This window comes from Lysobacter firmicutimachus, assembly GCF_037027445.1.
In the GTDB taxonomy this organism is placed as follows: Bacteria; Pseudomonadota; Gammaproteobacteria; order Xanthomonadales; family Xanthomonadaceae; genus Lysobacter; species Lysobacter firmicutimachus.
This window is the reverse complement of sequence record NZ_JBANDL010000002.1, coordinates 4678362-4692099: the sequence shown is the minus strand read 5'-3', so window position 1 is coordinate 4692099 and position 13738 is coordinate 4678362. Positions and strand designations below refer to the sequence as shown.

The 13738-nt window shown below is 70.4% G+C and carries 13 protein-coding genes; 6 read left to right on the top strand and 7 right to left on the bottom strand.

Features of this window, described 5'->3' with window-relative positions; genetic code table 11:
* The first annotated feature begins 16 nt into the window (after positions 1-16).
* Positions 17-895, top strand: a complete 879-nt coding sequence (locus V2J18_RS20320; protein ID WP_336132720.1) for a cytochrome c oxidase subunit 3 — start codon at positions 17-19, stop codon at positions 893-895.
* Positions 896-1128: 233 nt separating this feature from the next.
* Here the strand turns inward: V2J18_RS20320 and V2J18_RS20315 are convergent, their stop codons facing one another.
* Positions 1129-1356, bottom strand: a complete 228-nt coding sequence (locus tag V2J18_RS20315) for a twin transmembrane helix small protein (protein ID WP_336132719.1) — start codon at positions 1354-1356, stop codon at positions 1129-1131.
* A gap of 66 nt (positions 1357-1422) precedes the next feature.
* Between V2J18_RS20315 and V2J18_RS20310 the strand changes: the two genes are divergently transcribed.
* The 4 genes from V2J18_RS20310 (at position 1423) to cyoE (ending at position 4889) form a co-directional block, all read left to right on the top strand.
* Positions 1423-2151 (top strand): SURF1 family protein, encoded by a 729-nt coding sequence (locus tag V2J18_RS20310; RefSeq protein ID WP_064747961.1) that lies wholly within the window; start codon positions 1423-1425, stop codon positions 2149-2151.
* Complete coding sequence (locus tag V2J18_RS20305) at positions 2148-2729, top strand: hypothetical protein (RefSeq protein WP_064747960.1); 582 nt, start codon at positions 2148-2150, stop codon at positions 2727-2729. The genes V2J18_RS20310 and V2J18_RS20305 overlap by 4 nt, the downstream gene beginning before the upstream one ends.
* Positions 2730-2796: 67 nt before the next feature.
* A complete protein-coding gene (locus V2J18_RS20300) occupies positions 2797-3957 on the top strand; it encodes a COX15/CtaA family protein (RefSeq protein WP_336132718.1) in 1161 nt (386 codons plus the stop codon).
* On the top strand, positions 3957-4889 hold the full coding sequence (gene cyoE, locus V2J18_RS20295; protein ID WP_064747958.1) for a heme o synthase: 933 nt from the start codon (positions 3957-3959) through the stop codon (positions 4887-4889). Before V2J18_RS20300 ends, cyoE begins: the two co-directional genes overlap by 1 nt.
* A gap of 18 nt (positions 4890-4907) precedes the next feature.
* On the opposite strand, the gene V2J18_RS20290 is transcribed toward cyoE, so the two are convergent.
* The 5 genes from V2J18_RS20290 to V2J18_RS20270 form a co-directional block, all read right to left on the bottom strand.
* Positions 4908-5528: a hypothetical protein gene (locus tag V2J18_RS20290; protein WP_336132717.1), complete on the bottom strand. Its 621-nt coding sequence runs from the start codon at positions 5526-5528 to the stop codon at positions 4908-4910.
* A gap of 83 nt (positions 5529-5611) precedes the next feature.
* A complete protein-coding gene (locus tag V2J18_RS20285) occupies positions 5612-6604 on the bottom strand; it encodes a bile acid:sodium symporter family protein (RefSeq protein ID WP_064747956.1) in 993 nt (330 codons plus the stop codon).
* Between the two features lie 416 nt (positions 6605-7020).
* Positions 7021-7395 carry a hypothetical protein gene (locus V2J18_RS20280; protein ID WP_336132716.1) on the bottom strand — a complete coding sequence of 125 codons (375 nt, stop codon included), beginning with the start codon at positions 7393-7395 and terminating at the stop codon, positions 7021-7023.
* Positions 7396-7416: 21 nt separating this feature from the next.
* Complete coding sequence (locus V2J18_RS20275) at positions 7417-8232, bottom strand: DNA/RNA non-specific endonuclease (protein WP_336132715.1); 816 nt, start codon at positions 8230-8232, stop codon at positions 7417-7419.
* A 154-nt stretch (positions 8233-8386) separates the two neighbouring features.
* A complete protein-coding gene (locus V2J18_RS20270; RefSeq protein ID WP_336132714.1) occupies positions 8387-10369 on the bottom strand; it encodes a S9 family peptidase in 1983 nt (660 codons plus the stop codon).
* A gap of 263 nt (positions 10370-10632) precedes the next feature.
* Here V2J18_RS20270 and V2J18_RS20265 point away from each other — a divergent pair, with 263 nt between their 5' ends.
* Positions 10633-11775: a membrane dipeptidase gene (locus V2J18_RS20265; protein ID WP_336132713.1), complete on the top strand. Its 1143-nt coding sequence runs from the start codon at positions 10633-10635 to the stop codon at positions 11773-11775.
* 212 nt (positions 11776-11987) lie between these two features.
* Here V2J18_RS20265 and dnaG read toward each other — a convergent pair whose 3' ends face one another.
* Positions 11988-13736 (bottom strand): DNA primase, encoded by a 1749-nt coding sequence (dnaG, locus tag V2J18_RS20260; RefSeq protein WP_336133148.1) that lies wholly within the window; start codon positions 13734-13736, stop codon positions 11988-11990.
* Between the last annotated feature and the right edge of the window lie 2 nt (positions 13737-13738).

Genomic DNA, 13738 nt, shown 5'->3' with positions numbered 1-13738 from the left:
CACCAGGAACGCCGCCATGGCCCACGCCCACACGCCAGACGCCAATCACTACTTCGTGCCGCACAGCAGCCGCTGGCCGTTCCTCGGTTCGATCGGCCTGTTCACGACCATGATCGGCATCGCGAGCTGGCTCAACGAAGTCAGCTGGGGCAAGCCGGTGTTCTTCGTCGGCCTGGCGATGATGGTCGGCGTGCTGTACGGCTGGTTCGGCGACGTGGTCCGCGAATCGGTGCGCGGCAACTACAACAAGCAGGTCGACGTCTCGTTCCGGATGGGGATGATCTGGTTCATCTTCTCCGAGGTGATGTTCTTCGCCGCCTTCTTCGGCGCGCTGTTCTACGCCCGCCAGTTCGCCCTGCCGTGGCTGGGCGGCGACGGCGACGGCGTGATGACCAACAGCCTGCTGTGGCCGGAGTTCAGCGCGGCCTGGCCGAGCTCGGGCCCGGGCCAGGTCGGTGGCCACTTCCAGACCATTCCGGCCTGGGGCCTGCCGCTGCTCAACACCCTGATCCTGCTGACCTCGGGCGTGACCGTGACCCTGGCGCACCATGCGCTCAAGGGCGCGCACCGCAAGGCGCTGCTGGTGTGGCTGGGCCTGACCGTGGCCCTGGGCTGCCTGTTCCTGTTCTTCCAGGCCGAGGAATACATCCACGCCTACAAGGAACTGAACCTGACCCTGGGCTCGGGCATCTACGGTTCGACCTTCTTCATGCTGACCGGCTTCCACGGCGCCCACGTCACCCTCGGCACGATCATGCTGGCGGTGATCTGGTTCCGCTGCCTCAAGGGCCATTTCAGCAAGGACAACCATTTCGCCTTCGAAGCGGTGGCCTGGTACTGGCACTTCGTCGACGTGGTCTGGCTGGGCCTGTTCCTGTTCGTCTACGTGCTGTAAGCGCGGACGGACCGCAAGACGAGGAAAGGCCGGCAGCGATGCCGGCCTTTCGCGTTTGGCGGCGTCCGTGGGGACGCAGGGGCTCAAGCGGGTCGACCCCTCCGTCGCCGCCCTATGGCTTGCCCGCGGCTTGCTGCGCCCGCGCAACCGGCAGGCCGTCATGCCCGCGCAGGCGGGCATCCAGAGACTTCAGCGCCATAATAGGCCGCCGGGCCGTATCGCTCGGCGTCGCCTCAGCCCGGGTTGGCGCCGACGCCGTGCGGGGTGATCCAGCCCATCCAGATCGACAGGATCACGATCAGGATCAGCGCCACCGACAGCGCGATGCGCCGGGTCAGCGCGTTGACGGTGCGTTTGCTCTGCCCTTTGTCCACCAGCATGTAATACAGGCCCGCGCCCAGATTCCACAGAATGACCCCGAGGAACGCGACTACCAGCAGGACCTTCAGCTCTTGGCTCATCGCGGCCTCCTTCGGTGCGCGCGCCGGTGCGAAGCGCGGATTATCGCAGTCCGCCCGGAGCTTGGGGTGAGCCGTCGCGGCACCTTGCTGTTGGGCTGGGCCTTGGCGCTGTGCGCGATCGCGCTGTTCGCCCACTTGGGCCTGTGGCAGGCGCGACGCGCGGTCGAGAAGCAGGCGATGCTCGATGCCGCGGCACAGGTGCTGCGCGAGCGTCTGCCGCGGCCGTTGTCGGCGGCCGCCGATCCGGCGCGCCGCGCCACGGTCGATTGGGCCGCGGGCCTGGGCCGCTTCGACGAACGCGGCGCGCTGCTGCTCGACAACCAGCAGCGCCACGGTCGCGCCGGGGTGCGCGCCTATCGCATTTTCCTGCCGCGCCAGGGCGCGCCGCTGCTGGTCGACCTGGGTTGGCTGCCGCTGACCGGCGACCGCCGCCTGCCGGCGATCGCGCGTCCCGAAGGCGAGCTCGCGCTCAGCGGACTGCTCGCGCCGCCGCCGTCGCCGGGCATCGCCCTGGGCGCCGGGCTGGCGCGCGAGGGCGAGGGCTGGCTGCTGACCCGGGTCGATCCGGCGGCGATCGCCGCTGCGACCGGGCTGTCGGCACCGTTGGCGCCGCGCGTGCTGCGCCTGGACCCGGCGCTGCGCCTGGGCTACGACCGCGACCTGGAGCTGCTCGCCAACACCTTGCCGCCGGACAAGCACCGCGGCTATTCCCTGCAGTGGTTCGCGCTCGCCGTCGCGGTGCTGGCCACCGCCCTGATCCTGACGTTCCGCCGCCCACGCCGCGCCCGCCCATGACCCCCACCCCGAGCCACACCGTTTCCGCGCAGCAGCGCAAGCGCAATCGCCTGACCCTGCTGCTGATCGCCGCCTTCTTCTTCGTGCCGATGCTGGTCGCCGGGGTATTGCGGTTCGCAGACCTGCACCCGGCGGTGAACCGCCAGCACGGCGAACTGCTGGAGCCCAAGCCCGACCTGCGCCGGCAGCCGCCGCAGCTGGCCGACGGTCGCGCCTACGCCTGGAACCCAGGCGCGCGCATCTGGCGGATAGTGGTCGCGCCGCCCGCCGGTTGCGCCGCCGCCTGCGTCGCGTTGTCGCGCCAGCTCGACACGGTCTGGCAGCTGTTCGGCAAGGACGCGGACCACGTCGAGCTGCTGTGGGTCGGCGAGCCGCCGGCCGGTGCGGCTCGCCCGGCCTCGCTGCGGGTGCTGGCGCCGTCGCCGGCGCTGCGCGCGGCTCTGCCGCGCCTGAACGACCCGGCCGGGGTGCCGGTGTATGTGGTCGACCCGAACGGTTTTGTGATTCTGCGTTACGCTCCCGGCTTCGAACCGGGCGGGCTGCGCGCGGATCTGGCCAAATTGCTGAAACTGATGTGAGCGACCGACGGTCGTGCGCGCCCCGGGGGCGTCGCCGCGACCGGGCGCCGCGGGAACCCTTTCGAGAATGAGCGTAACCGGCAAAGGCCTGGCGACCCCGGGCCTGTACAAGAACTTCCACCGTATCGCCTGGCTGGCCGTGGGGCTGGCGCTGTGCGTGATCGTGTTCGGCGCCTTCGTGCGCCTGTCCCATGCCGGCCTGAGCTGCCCGGATTGGCCGACCTGCTACGGCCGCGCGGCCTGGCCGACCAACCCGCACGAGATCGGCGACCACGCCGCGACCCAGATCCGCCCGGTCGAAGTCGACAAGGCCTGGCGCGAGCAGTTCCACCGCATGATCGCCGGCTTGCTCGGCGTGCTGACCCTGACCCTGGCCCTGGTCTCGGCGCGCCGCCGCAGCAAGGGCATGGTCCAGGTGCTGGCCGCTGCCGCGGTGGTCGCGGTCGCGATTCCGCTGTACATGCGCGGCCAACACGTCGCCGCCTCGGCGCTGGCGATCGTCGGCGAAGGCATCCTGCTCGCCGCGGCGCTGCGCTGGAGCAATACCGACCTGTCGCGGGCCTGCGCGCTGACCCTGGCGGTGATCATCTTCCAGGCCCTGCTGGGCATGTGGACGGTGACCTGGCTGCTCAAGCCCATCGTGGTCATGGGCCATCTGCTCGGCGGCCTGCTGACCTTTTCGCTGTTGGTGTGGATCGCCTGGCGCGCGATCGACCGGCCGATCCGGCTGGCCGATGCGCCGGCGCTGTGCCGCTGGATCGCGCTCGGCATCGGCGTACTCGGCGTGCAGATCGCGCTGGGCGGCTGGACCAGCGCCAACTATGCCGCGTTGGCCTGCGGCAACGATTTCCCCACCTGCGTCGGCCAGTGGTGGCCGCGCCACGATTTCGGCGAGGCCTTCGTGCTCTGGCGCGGCATCGGCGTGGATTACGAGGGCGGCATCCTCGACGGCGAGGCGCGGATCGCGATCCAGCTCGCCCACCGGATCATGGCGGTGGCGGTGTTCGCCTATCTGATCGGCCTGGCGGCCAAGTTGCTGCGCACCCCCGGGCTGCGCGGCTGGGGCAGCCTGCTCGCCGCGCTGACTCTGCTGCAGGTCGGCCTGGGCATCGCCAACGTCAAGCTCGGCCTGCCGCTGGCGGTCGCGGTGGCGCATAACGGCGGCGCCGCGCTGCTGCTGTTCGCACTGGTGTCCCTGCTCGCGCGCCTGCGCACGCCGGAGCCGTGATGAACGCCGCCACCCGCCCCACGTTCAAGCAGTATTGGGACCTGACCAAGCCGCGCGTGGTCGCGCTGATCGTGTTCACCGCGATCGTCGGCATGTTCATGGCGGTGCCGGGCTGGCCGCCGCTGCGCGAGTCGGTGCTGGGCTTTCTCGGCATCTGGCTGGCCGCGTCCTCGGCGGCGGCGATCAACCAACTGCTGGACTCGCGCATCGACGCCAAGATGGCGCGCACCTCGTGGCGGCCGATCGTCGCCGGCCAGGTCAGCCCGACCCAGGCGCTGGTGTTCGCGCTGATCCTGGCCGCGGCGTCGATGCTGATCCTGGTGGTCTGGGTCAACGCGATCACCGCGGTGCTGACCTTCGCTTCGCTGATCGGCTACGCGGTGATCTACACCGTCTACCTCAAGCGCGCTACGCCGCAGAACATCGTCATCGGCGGCATCGCCGGCGCGGCGCCGCCGCTGCTCGGCTGGGCCGCGGTCACCGGCATGCGGGGCGATTGGGATTGGGCCCATGCGCTGTTGCTGGTGTTGATCATCTTCGTCTGGACGCCGCCGCATTTCTGGGCGCTGGCGATCTTCCGCCGCGCCGACTATGCGCGGGCGATGGTGCCGATGCTGCCGGTGACCCACGGCGTGGCCTACACCCGCTGGCAGATCCTGTTCTACACCATCCTGCTGGCGGTGGTGTCGGTGCTGCCCTGCGTGTTCGGCATGAGCGGCTACTTCTACCTGTTCGGCGTACTGGTGCTGGACGCGATGTTCCTCTACTACGCCTGGCGGCTGATGAACCCGCCGGACGAGTTGTACGCGATGAAGGTGTTCAACTACTCCATCGTGTATCTGATGGTGCTGTTCGCGTTCCTGATGATCGATCACTGGCTGCCGACCTCGCTGCAGCCGGCGCCCTTGTTCGAGTTGCAGCGCGCCGGTTGACCGGCGCGTCGGCCGCGCTCAGCGGCACCAGCGTTGCTGGCTGGCGTAGGCCTCCTGCAGGGCCGGCGAATCGCCGTCCTGGGCCATTTCCTCGATCTGGCGATTGAGCTCGCGACAGGGCGCGGCCGGGTCGCCGCCGCCGAACAGGCGGCCGAGCGAGCGCAGGACGCTCTGCGGCGAGCGTGGCGCGGCCATGCGGAAGCGTTCGACGCCGGCGCCCGGCAAGGCCGGCGCGGCGCGCGCGAACGGATCGCGCGCGGCGAAGCTCGGGCCGCGATCGGCCTGGCGGCGGGCTTGATCGACGAAGTCGGCCGACGGCCCGCTGGCCGTGGCGGACGCTGCGGCTGGAACCGCGGGCGCCGGAACCGGATCGATGGGGCCCGACGCGGGCGGCACGATGGCGCTTGCCGCGGCGGTCGAGCGCCGTGCCGGCGCTTGCGGCCGGCGCGGTTCGTTGCGGGCGGGCGTCGGTGGCGCGGGCGCACGCACGATCCAATACAGCTGGGTGTCGACCGCGGTCGCGATCGGCGGTGCGTGGCGCAGCAGCTTGTGCGCAGTCCAGGCCAGCAGCGCATGGACGATGACGACGGTGGCGCCCGCGACGAGGCGGTCGTGGCGATCCTTGCCTGGCGAATGCATGACGTCCTCGCGATGCAGTGCGAGGAGTGTAGATGCGAGTCCGGCGCCAACCCTGACTGGCGGCGAACCGGCGCGAAGCCGGCTCAGTCGGCGACGTCGTCGCCCGCGCCCGGCGCGGGCGCGGCGCGGCGGCGCGCGTAACGCGCGGCGACCTGGGCGCAGACCAGCAACTGGATCTGGTGGAACAGCATCACCGGCAACACGATCGCGCCCAGCGCCGGGCCGGCGAACAGCACCTTGGCCATCGGCACGCCGGTCGCCAGGCTCTTCTTCGAACCGCAGAACACGATCGCGATCTCGTCGCTGCGGTCGAAGCCGAGCCGGCGCGCGGCCATCGTCAGCGCGATCATCACCGCCGCCAGCAGCAGCGCGCAGATCGCCAGCAGCAGGTACACCGATTCCACCGGCGTGCTCTGCCACAGCCCGCTGCCCATCGACGCGGCGAATGCGGCATAGACCACCAGCAGCACCGTGCCCTGGTCGGTATAGCGCAGCAGCGCGCGCCGCCGCGCGACCCAGGCGCCGATCCACGGCCGCAACAGATGCCCGGCGACGAACGGCGCCAGCAACTGCAGCACGATCTTGCCGATCGCCTCGACCGGATCGGCCATGCCGCCGTGCGCACCGGCCAATGCGCTCATAAGCAACGGAGTCAGGAACACGCCGAGCAGGCTCGAGGCCGAGGCGCTGCAGACCGCAGCCGGGACATTGCCGCCGGCCATCGAGGTGAACGCGATCGAGGACTGCACGGTCGAGGGCAGACAGCACAGGAACAACAAGCCCAGGTACAGCTCCGGGGTCAATCCGCGCGTGGCCAGCGGCGTGAGCGCCAGGCCGAGCAGCGGGAACAGGACGAAGGTCGCGGCGAAGATCAGCAGATGCAGCCGCCAATGCGTCGCGCCGGCGCGAATCGCCTCGCGCGACAGGCGTGCGCCGTGGAGGAAGAACAGCGTCGCGATGGCGACGTCGGTGAAGCGATCCAGCGCCGCGGCCGGCGCGCCGCTCAGGGGCCAGGCCCAGGCCAGCGCGACGGCGGCGAGCAGGGCCAGGGTGAAGCGGTCGACGTGCAGGCGCATGGGGCCGGGATGGGGGATTCGGGATTGGCAGGGCGATCTTGCCGCGCCGGAGCGTGGTCGGGTGAGCCGATGCGCTGCGGAGCGCCGGCCGGTGTGGGGGCGGGGCGCGATGGAGCCCTGGCTTTCCGCGTTGGCGGGAGCGACGGTAGCTGGTCTGCGAAGGGGCGGCGGGAGTTAAGCGCTCAACCCTTTCCGTCCCGGCTTGCCGGCACGCGGGACGGCGCGCCGCGTCGCGTTAGAAGCCCCATCGCGGCCGCCGGGTTTGGCTGCATCGCTCCCGGTCGTCGTGCCCGCGCACGCGGGCATCCGGCGACTTCGGCGTCATGCCGCGATGGAGCCCCGGGCCCCCACTTTCGCGGGGACGACGCCAGGCGGCGAGGTGCGCCCATCGGACCGCGGGCCGCGCGTGGAAGGGCTCAGCAGGGGCGCACGCGTTCGGCGATTTCGGCGGCGCTGTCGGGAGTCACGTACCAGCGGCCCGGGTCCTCGTACTCGAAGTCGATCGCTACCTCCGCCGCTTCGCGGTTGATGCGCATGATGCAGACCCGCCACGGCGCCTTGCCGGCGACATGGGTGGCCCGGCGCAGTTGTTCCAGGCGGTTCTCGATCTCGGCGCCCGACGGCGTCAGCGCCTCGCCGGGCTGGCCCTTGTCGTAGCGAAAGCCGTTCAGGCGGCTGATGCCTTCGCCGTACCAGGCGATCAGGGCATAACCGTCCCAGGGCCGCTCGCCGGCCTTGGGGTCGACCACGATCAGGCGCGCGATCTCGCCGAGCAATTCGTCTCTGTTCATGTCCAGCCTTGGGCGTTCGGGTTAGGCGCGTGCTGCGATCAGCTCGTCCATCTGTTCGCTGTCGATCCGGTCGTACGTCTGTCCGGCGCGGTTGTCGAAGCTCACGCGCTGATCGTAAACCCTGCCGCCGTCGGCCGGGTCGATCACCTCATAGGAAATGCGAACCCGGTCCGGTCGGTCGGCGCCGCGCGGGTTCAGGTCGATGGCGATGCGCACCTCCATGCCCTGGTCGATCCAGGCCGCCCACTCGTTCTCCAAGGTCTTGTAGGCGCCCATGTTGAAGTTGCCGTTCTGCGGGAACAGGTTCTTCAGGCCCTGGTCGGTGACGAAACGATGACCGAACACATGACCGCCCTGATCGCCGTCGATGCCGCGGTCGGCGGCATCGCGCTGGGCCTGGGTCTCGGCGTCGCCGCGTTCGAGTTGGCTGAACACGGTGCGCAGAGTGGCTTCGGCGCGCACGGGCCGGCCTTGTTCGTCTACGGTCCAGCGTGCCTGGTTGACTTCGCCGCCGTCGGGATTGACCACGCGCGCATCGATCTCCTGGGTCTCGGCGGCGACGCGGCCGGCATAGGCCTCGCGCACCGCCGGACCGCTGCGCTCGTTCACCGCGCGGTCCAGGGTGTCGCCGAACGCGCTGCGCAATGCGTGCAGTTGCGAAGCGTCCAGGCGTTCGGCCAGGCCGTTGGCGAGGATCTCGCGCTCGGCCAGCGGCATCGCGTTCAGCGCTGCCGGGCCGAAGCCGGCAGCGGCGTCCGCCGCGGTCTCATCGCCGGACGGCCAAGCGCTCGGCGGCATCGGCGCATCGACGGAACGAAAGCTCAGCGGGTCGGTCATCGCCAGGGCCGGCAGCTCAGGTCGCCGCCGACCTTAGCGGCGCGGCGGCGCCGGGCCCAGTTAGGGAAAACCCCAGGCGCGCGGCGTTGGATGCCGGCGCAGCGACGCCGGGGCCGAGCGGTCGACAGCGGCTACCGGTCGCCTGCGCGTTCGCTCACTTCCCGCTATCGCCGATCAGGTGCTCCAGCCAGAACCGCATCGTCGCCGCACCGAAGAAATCGCTGTTGGCTTTTTTCTGGAAGCCGTGGCCTTCGTCGTCGAACATCAGGAACCACACCGGCTGGCCGTTGTCGCGCACCGCCTTCACGATCTGCTCGGCCTCGGTGTAGGGCACGCGCGGGTCGTTCTTGCCCTGGGCGACGAACAGCGGCGAGCGGATCTTGCCGGCGTTCTTCAGCGGCGAAATGCGGTCGAACACCGCCTTCATCTCCGGCACGCGCTCGTCGCCGTACTCGGCGCGGCGCAGGTCGCGGCGGTAGGACTCGGTGTTGTTGAGGAAGGTGGTGAAGTCGGAGATGCCGACCACGTCGACGCCGGCGCGGATGCGGTCGCTGTAGTGCATCAGCGAGGACAGCACCATGTAGCCGCCGTAGCTGCCGCCGTAGACGCCGACGCGCTGCGCGTCGAGCTCGGGCTGCTGTGCGATCCAGTCGAGCAGGGCGCCGATGTCCTTGACCGAATCCTCGCGCTTCTCGGCGTTGTCCAGGCCCAGATAGGTGCGCCCGTAACCGGAGGAGCCACGCACGTTTGGCACCAGCACCGCCACGCCGAGTTCGTTGGCGAGGAACTGAGCGGTGGCGCTGAAGCTCGGCATCGACTGCGCTTCCGGGCCGCCGTGGATCTGCACCACCACCGGCAGCTTCTTGCCGGCCGCCGTGTTGGCCGGCTTGTAGTAGAAGGCCGGAATCGTGCGCGGCCGGCCGTCGACCCGGTCGAAGGTCGGGTAGCGCACCAGGCTCGGGGCGACGAACTTCGACGCGTCCAGGCCGCCGACTTCGCTGCGGGTCCAGCGGCTCAGCTTGGCCGGCGCCAGATCGATCACGTAGACGTCGCTGGGCGAAGTCGCGGTATTGATCGACAACGCGATGCGGCGCCCGTCGGGCGAGAACTCGACCCCGCCGATCACCCCGACCGGCAGCTCGGGCAGGGCCACTTCGCGGTGCTCCGGCAGCGCCAGCACGCGCAGCTTGCCGATGCCGTCCTCGTTGCTGACCAGGGCCAGATGGCGGCCGTCGGCGGCGAGGGCGAGATTATCCACGTCCCAGGGAATGCCGGCGCTGAGCACTTCGAACTTGCCGCTCGCCGGCTCGTGCCGGCGCAGGGTGGCGAACTCCTGCGGCTTGCCATCGATGGGCTCGTCGGAGACGTAGTACACCGCGCGGCCGTCGCGGGAGAAACGGAAATGGTTGATCGCGGCCTTGCCGCCGTCGACCGGGAACATCTGCAGCTTGCCGGTCTGCAGATCGACCACGCCCGGATAGGACTCGGACGCGGACACGTACTTGATCACCAGCAGCTGCTTGCCGTCGGGCGAGAAATCCGAGGCGCTCCAACTGCCGCCTTCGGTCACCACCGTGCGCGGTTTGCGCGTGGCCAGGTCCATCACCCACACGTCGGTGTCCTTGCCGTTGCGCAAAGTGCTGCTGTAGGCCAGTTGCTTGCCGTCGTGGGAGAACAGCGGGCTGTCGTTGCGCGACTTGCCGTCGGTCAGCAGGGTGGTTTCGCGGCTGGCCAGGTCGAACCAGTACAACTGCCAGAACTCGTTGCCGCCGACGTCCTTGCCGAACACGAAGCCGTCGGCGCCGGCCGGCGCGGTGCCGAGGCTGCCGACCGGCTCGCGGTAGAAGGTCAGTTGCTCGCGCATGCCCAGCGGCTGGCAGACCCGGTGCGCCTGCACCGTCTCGGCGAAGCGGGTGCCGATCAGCAGGCAGCCTTCGCGGGTCCAGCCGCCGAGGCCGGCGCCGCGGGTGTTCTGGTAGCGGTTCAGGCGCTCCAGCAGCTCGGCCGGAATCTCCGGCAGATTCTCGCTGACCCGGTTGCCGTGTCGTTCGCGTTCGACCGCGGACGAAGGCTGGGCGTGGACGCCGGCGCAGGCCAGGGCCAGGGCGGTGACGGACAGAACGTGGCGCAGCGACATCGGCGGTCTCCCCTGAGCGAATCCGGTCGAGCGGATCCGAGCGCGCCGGGCCGCGGCGCGGCCGGCGGACAGCCGAGCTTAGCCCGGCGCCGCAGGCTCGTCGCTCTCCCGAAAGTCACGGGCGGCGCGGCGACCCGTTTGGCTTACAGTGCCGCGATCGGCGCCGGGAGCCGTTTGCAGGAAAGAGCGCCGCGTTCGCTGTGACGCGGCGGACAGGGACGAACGCGCCGCGCGACCGCGCGCGGCGCCATCAGGGAGGGGACATGATCGACCGCAGACGATTCCTGCTCGCGACCGCGGGCTGGCTGGCCGCGGCCTGCGCCGGCCGCGCGCGCGCCGGCGCGGACGCGTCGCCGGCCGCGGGGGCGTCGGTATGGGCGCCCTATTCGCAGGCGATGCCGATCGACGGCTGCGCCTTCCTCGGCAACGACGGCGGCGAGGCCGACGCGCCGTTGACGCCGGCGGTGATCGCCGACGTGCGCGACAGCGGTTTGCGCGCGCTGCAGGTCACGGTCGGGCCGGTGGCGCGCTACGAGAACGCCTACGAGTCCACGGTGCGCGATCTGGCTTACTGGGAGCGAGAGTTCGCCCGCCATCCCGACCTGCTGCTGCCGGTGCGCAACGCCGCCGACCTGCAGCGCGCTCATCGCGAGCGCAAGCTCGGCATCGTGTTCCAGTTCCAGGACAGCGCGCCGATCGGCGAGAAACTGGAGCGGGTCGACGATTTCCAGCGTCTGGGCGTGCGCACGGTGCAGCTGACCTACAACCTGCGCAACCTGGCCGGCGACGGCTGCATGGAACCCGGCGACGCCGGCCTGAGCCGGTTCGGCCAGCAGCTGATCGAGCGCCTCAACGAGCGTCGCCTGCTGCTCGACCTGGCCCACAGCGGGCGCCGCACCGCGCTGGAGGCGATCGCCGCGTCGAAGGCGCCGGTGCTGATCAGCCACACCGGCTGCGCCGCCCTGGTCGAGCGGCCGCGCAACAAGACCGACGCCGAGCTGCGTGCGGTGGCCGGAGGCGGCGGCGTGGTCGGGATCTATCTGATGCCGTTCCTGCGCGAGCAGGGACAGGCGACCGCGGCCGACGTGATCGCGCATCTGGAGCACGCGGTGCGCGTCTGCGGCGAGGACCATGTCGGCATCGGCACCGACAATGCGCTGTCGCCGGTGCGGCTCACCGAAGCCTACAAGCGCATGCACCGCGATACGGTGCGCGAGCGCCGGCGCCTGGGCGTGTCGGCGCCGGGCGAACACGAGGACGTGTACCTGTTCGTGCCCGAACTCAACCACGCCCGCCGCTTCGAACGCATCGCCGCCCTGCTGGCGCGACGCGGCCATTCCGACGCGCGCATCGGCAAGCTGCTGGGCGGCAATTTCGCCCGGGTGATGAGCGAGGTGTGGGGCTAGCGGCCATTGCAGGAGCGGCGTGAGCCGCGACCAACCGCAGCGGCGTGCGCAAGCGTTCGCGCCGAAGCCCGGATGGCCGGCATGAGCGGCCATGGCGATCCGAATGGCCGGGCTTCGGCCACTGCGCTTTCGATCATCGCTGCGGTTGGTCGCGGCTCACGCCGCTCCTACAGGAAAAAGCGGCGCGCCGTTCCTGCAGGAAGCGGGGTCGCTCAGGCCTTGGCCGTGGGCCGCGCCAGGCGCGCCTGCAGCAGCGACAGCAGCTCGCGTTTTTCGTCCTCGTTGAGGCCGGCTTCGCGCTGCTGGCTCTGCAGTTCGGCCAGGCGCTGCTCGACGGTCTGCTTGTCGAGCTGGGCGATCGCATCGAGGAATTCGCGCTGCAGGGTGTCGTCGCTGCCGGGCAGCGTCTGGCTGGCCAGCTTCTGCAGCGCGGCGGCCTGTTCGTGCTCGGCGAAGTGCTCGAGCAGGGCGCCGGTGCTGATTTCCGGCCGCTGCTGGACCAGGTCGACGATCGCGGTCAGCAGTTCGATGCCCGGCTGGCGCAGTTGGGCGAAGCGGTAGGGCGGCGCCAACGCCGCGGCCAGCGAGGGCTTCTGCAACACGATCGCGATCGCGCTGCGCACCAGCGAGCGCTTGGGCGTCGGCGCGGCGCGGCCGCCGCCGTGGGCGCGCTGCGCCGGCACATGCGTTTCCGGCGCGGCGGCGCGCGCGCCGACCCCGGTCAGCTCGGTCAGGCGCTGCTTCATCAGGTCGCCGAAGGCCCCGTCGGGAATCTGCGCCAGCAAGGGCTTGGCGCGCTCGGCCAGGCGGCCTTTGCCTTCCAGCGTGTTGAGATTGACGTCGGCGGCGAGCGTGTCGAACAGGAACTGCGACAGCGGCATCGCCTCGCGCAGGCGATGGTCGAAACCTTCGGCGCCTTCCTGGCGCACCAGGCTGTCGGGGTCCTCGCCGTCGGGCAGGAACAGGAAGAAGGCCTGGCGCCCGTCCTTCATCCGCGGCAGTACCGACTCCACCGCCTTCCAGGCCGCGCCGCGGCCGGCGCGGTCGCCGTCGAAGCAGAAGTAGACGTCGGCGGCATTGCGGAACAGCAGCTCGGCGTGATCGGGCGTGGTCGCCGTGCCCAGCGTCGCCACCGCGGTGTCGACGCCGTGCTGGAACAGCGCGATCACGTCCATATAGCCTTCGACCACGATCAGGCGCGGGATCTTGTTGTGCGCCTGGCGCACCTGCCACAGCCCGTACAGCTCGCGGCCCTTGTGGAACAGCGGGGTTTCCGGCGAGTTGAGGTACTTGGGGCCGTCTTCCTTGTCGAGCACGCGGCCGCCGAACGCGATCACCCGGCCGCGGCGGTCGTGGATCGGGAACATCACCCGGTCGCGGAACTTGTCGTACACGCGGCCGCTTTCGTTCTTGGAGAACAGGCCGGCGCGTTCGAGCAGCTTCATCCGCCGCTCATCGGTGCCGAGCGCGTCGCGCAGACCGTTGAAGCCGTCCGGCGCGTAGCCGATGCCAAAGCGGTCGCGGATGTCGATGCTGACCCCGCGCGCGTCGAGATAGCCCTGGGCCTTGCCGCTGGCCGCGTACTGGCGCAGGAAGAAGCGCTGCGCCGCCTCGACCGCGGTGTACAGGTCCTGGGTGTCGGAATCCTGGTTGCGCGAGCGGGTGTCGCGCGGAACTTCCACGCCGATCCGCTTGGCCAGCTCGTCGACCGCGTCGAGGAACTCGAGCCGGTCGTAGTTCATCAGGAAGCTGATCGCGGTGCCGTGCGCGCCGCAGCCGAAGCAGTGATAGAACTGCTTGGTCGGCGAAACCCAGAACGAAGGCGAGCGTTCGTCGTGGAACGGGCAGCGCGCCGAATACTCCTTGCCCTGCCGCTTCAGCGGCACGCGCGAGCCGACCACCTCGACGATGTCGGTGCGGGCGAGGAGGTCGTCGATGAAGCCGTCGGGAATGCGCGCCATGC

Bases quoted from the DNA above. Each gene is read 5' to 3' on its own strand.
- V2J18_RS20320 (WP_336132720.1), top strand. From the start codon at position 17: ATGGCCCACGCCCACACGCCAGACGCCAATCACTACTTCGTGCCGCAC.
- V2J18_RS20315 (WP_336132719.1), bottom strand. From the start codon at position 1,356: ATGAGCCAAGAGCTGAAGGTCCTGCTGGTAGTCGCGTTCCTCGGGGTC.
- V2J18_RS20280 (WP_336132716.1), bottom strand. From the start codon at position 7,395: ATGAACAGAGACGAATTGCTCGGCGAGATCGCGCGCCTGATCGTGGTC.
- V2J18_RS20265 (WP_336132713.1), top strand. From the start codon at position 10,633: ATGATCGACCGCAGACGATTCCTGCTCGCGACCGCGGGCTGGCTGGCC.
- V2J18_RS20300 (WP_336132718.1), top strand. From the start codon at position 2,797: ATGAGCGTAACCGGCAAAGGCCTGGCGACCCCGGGCCTGTACAAGAAC.
- dnaG (WP_336133148.1), bottom strand. From the start codon at position 13,736: ATGGCGCGCATTCCCGACGGCTTCATCGACGACCTCCTCGCCCGCACC.
- V2J18_RS20270 (WP_336132714.1), bottom strand. From the start codon at position 10,369: ATGTCGCTGCGCCACGTTCTGTCCGTCACCGCCCTGGCCCTGGCCTGC.
- V2J18_RS20275 (WP_336132715.1), bottom strand. From the start codon at position 8,232: ATGACCGACCCGCTGAGCTTTCGTTCCGTCGATGCGCCGATGCCGCCG.
- V2J18_RS20285 (WP_064747956.1), bottom strand. From the start codon at position 6,604: ATGCGCCTGCACGTCGACCGCTTCACCCTGGCCCTGCTCGCCGCCGTC.
- V2J18_RS20305 (WP_064747960.1), top strand. From the start codon at position 2,148: ATGACCCCCACCCCGAGCCACACCGTTTCCGCGCAGCAGCGCAAGCGC.
- cyoE (WP_064747958.1), top strand. From the start codon at position 3,957: ATGAACGCCGCCACCCGCCCCACGTTCAAGCAGTATTGGGACCTGACC.
- V2J18_RS20290 (WP_336132717.1), bottom strand. From the start codon at position 5,528: ATGCATTCGCCAGGCAAGGATCGCCACGACCGCCTCGTCGCGGGCGCC.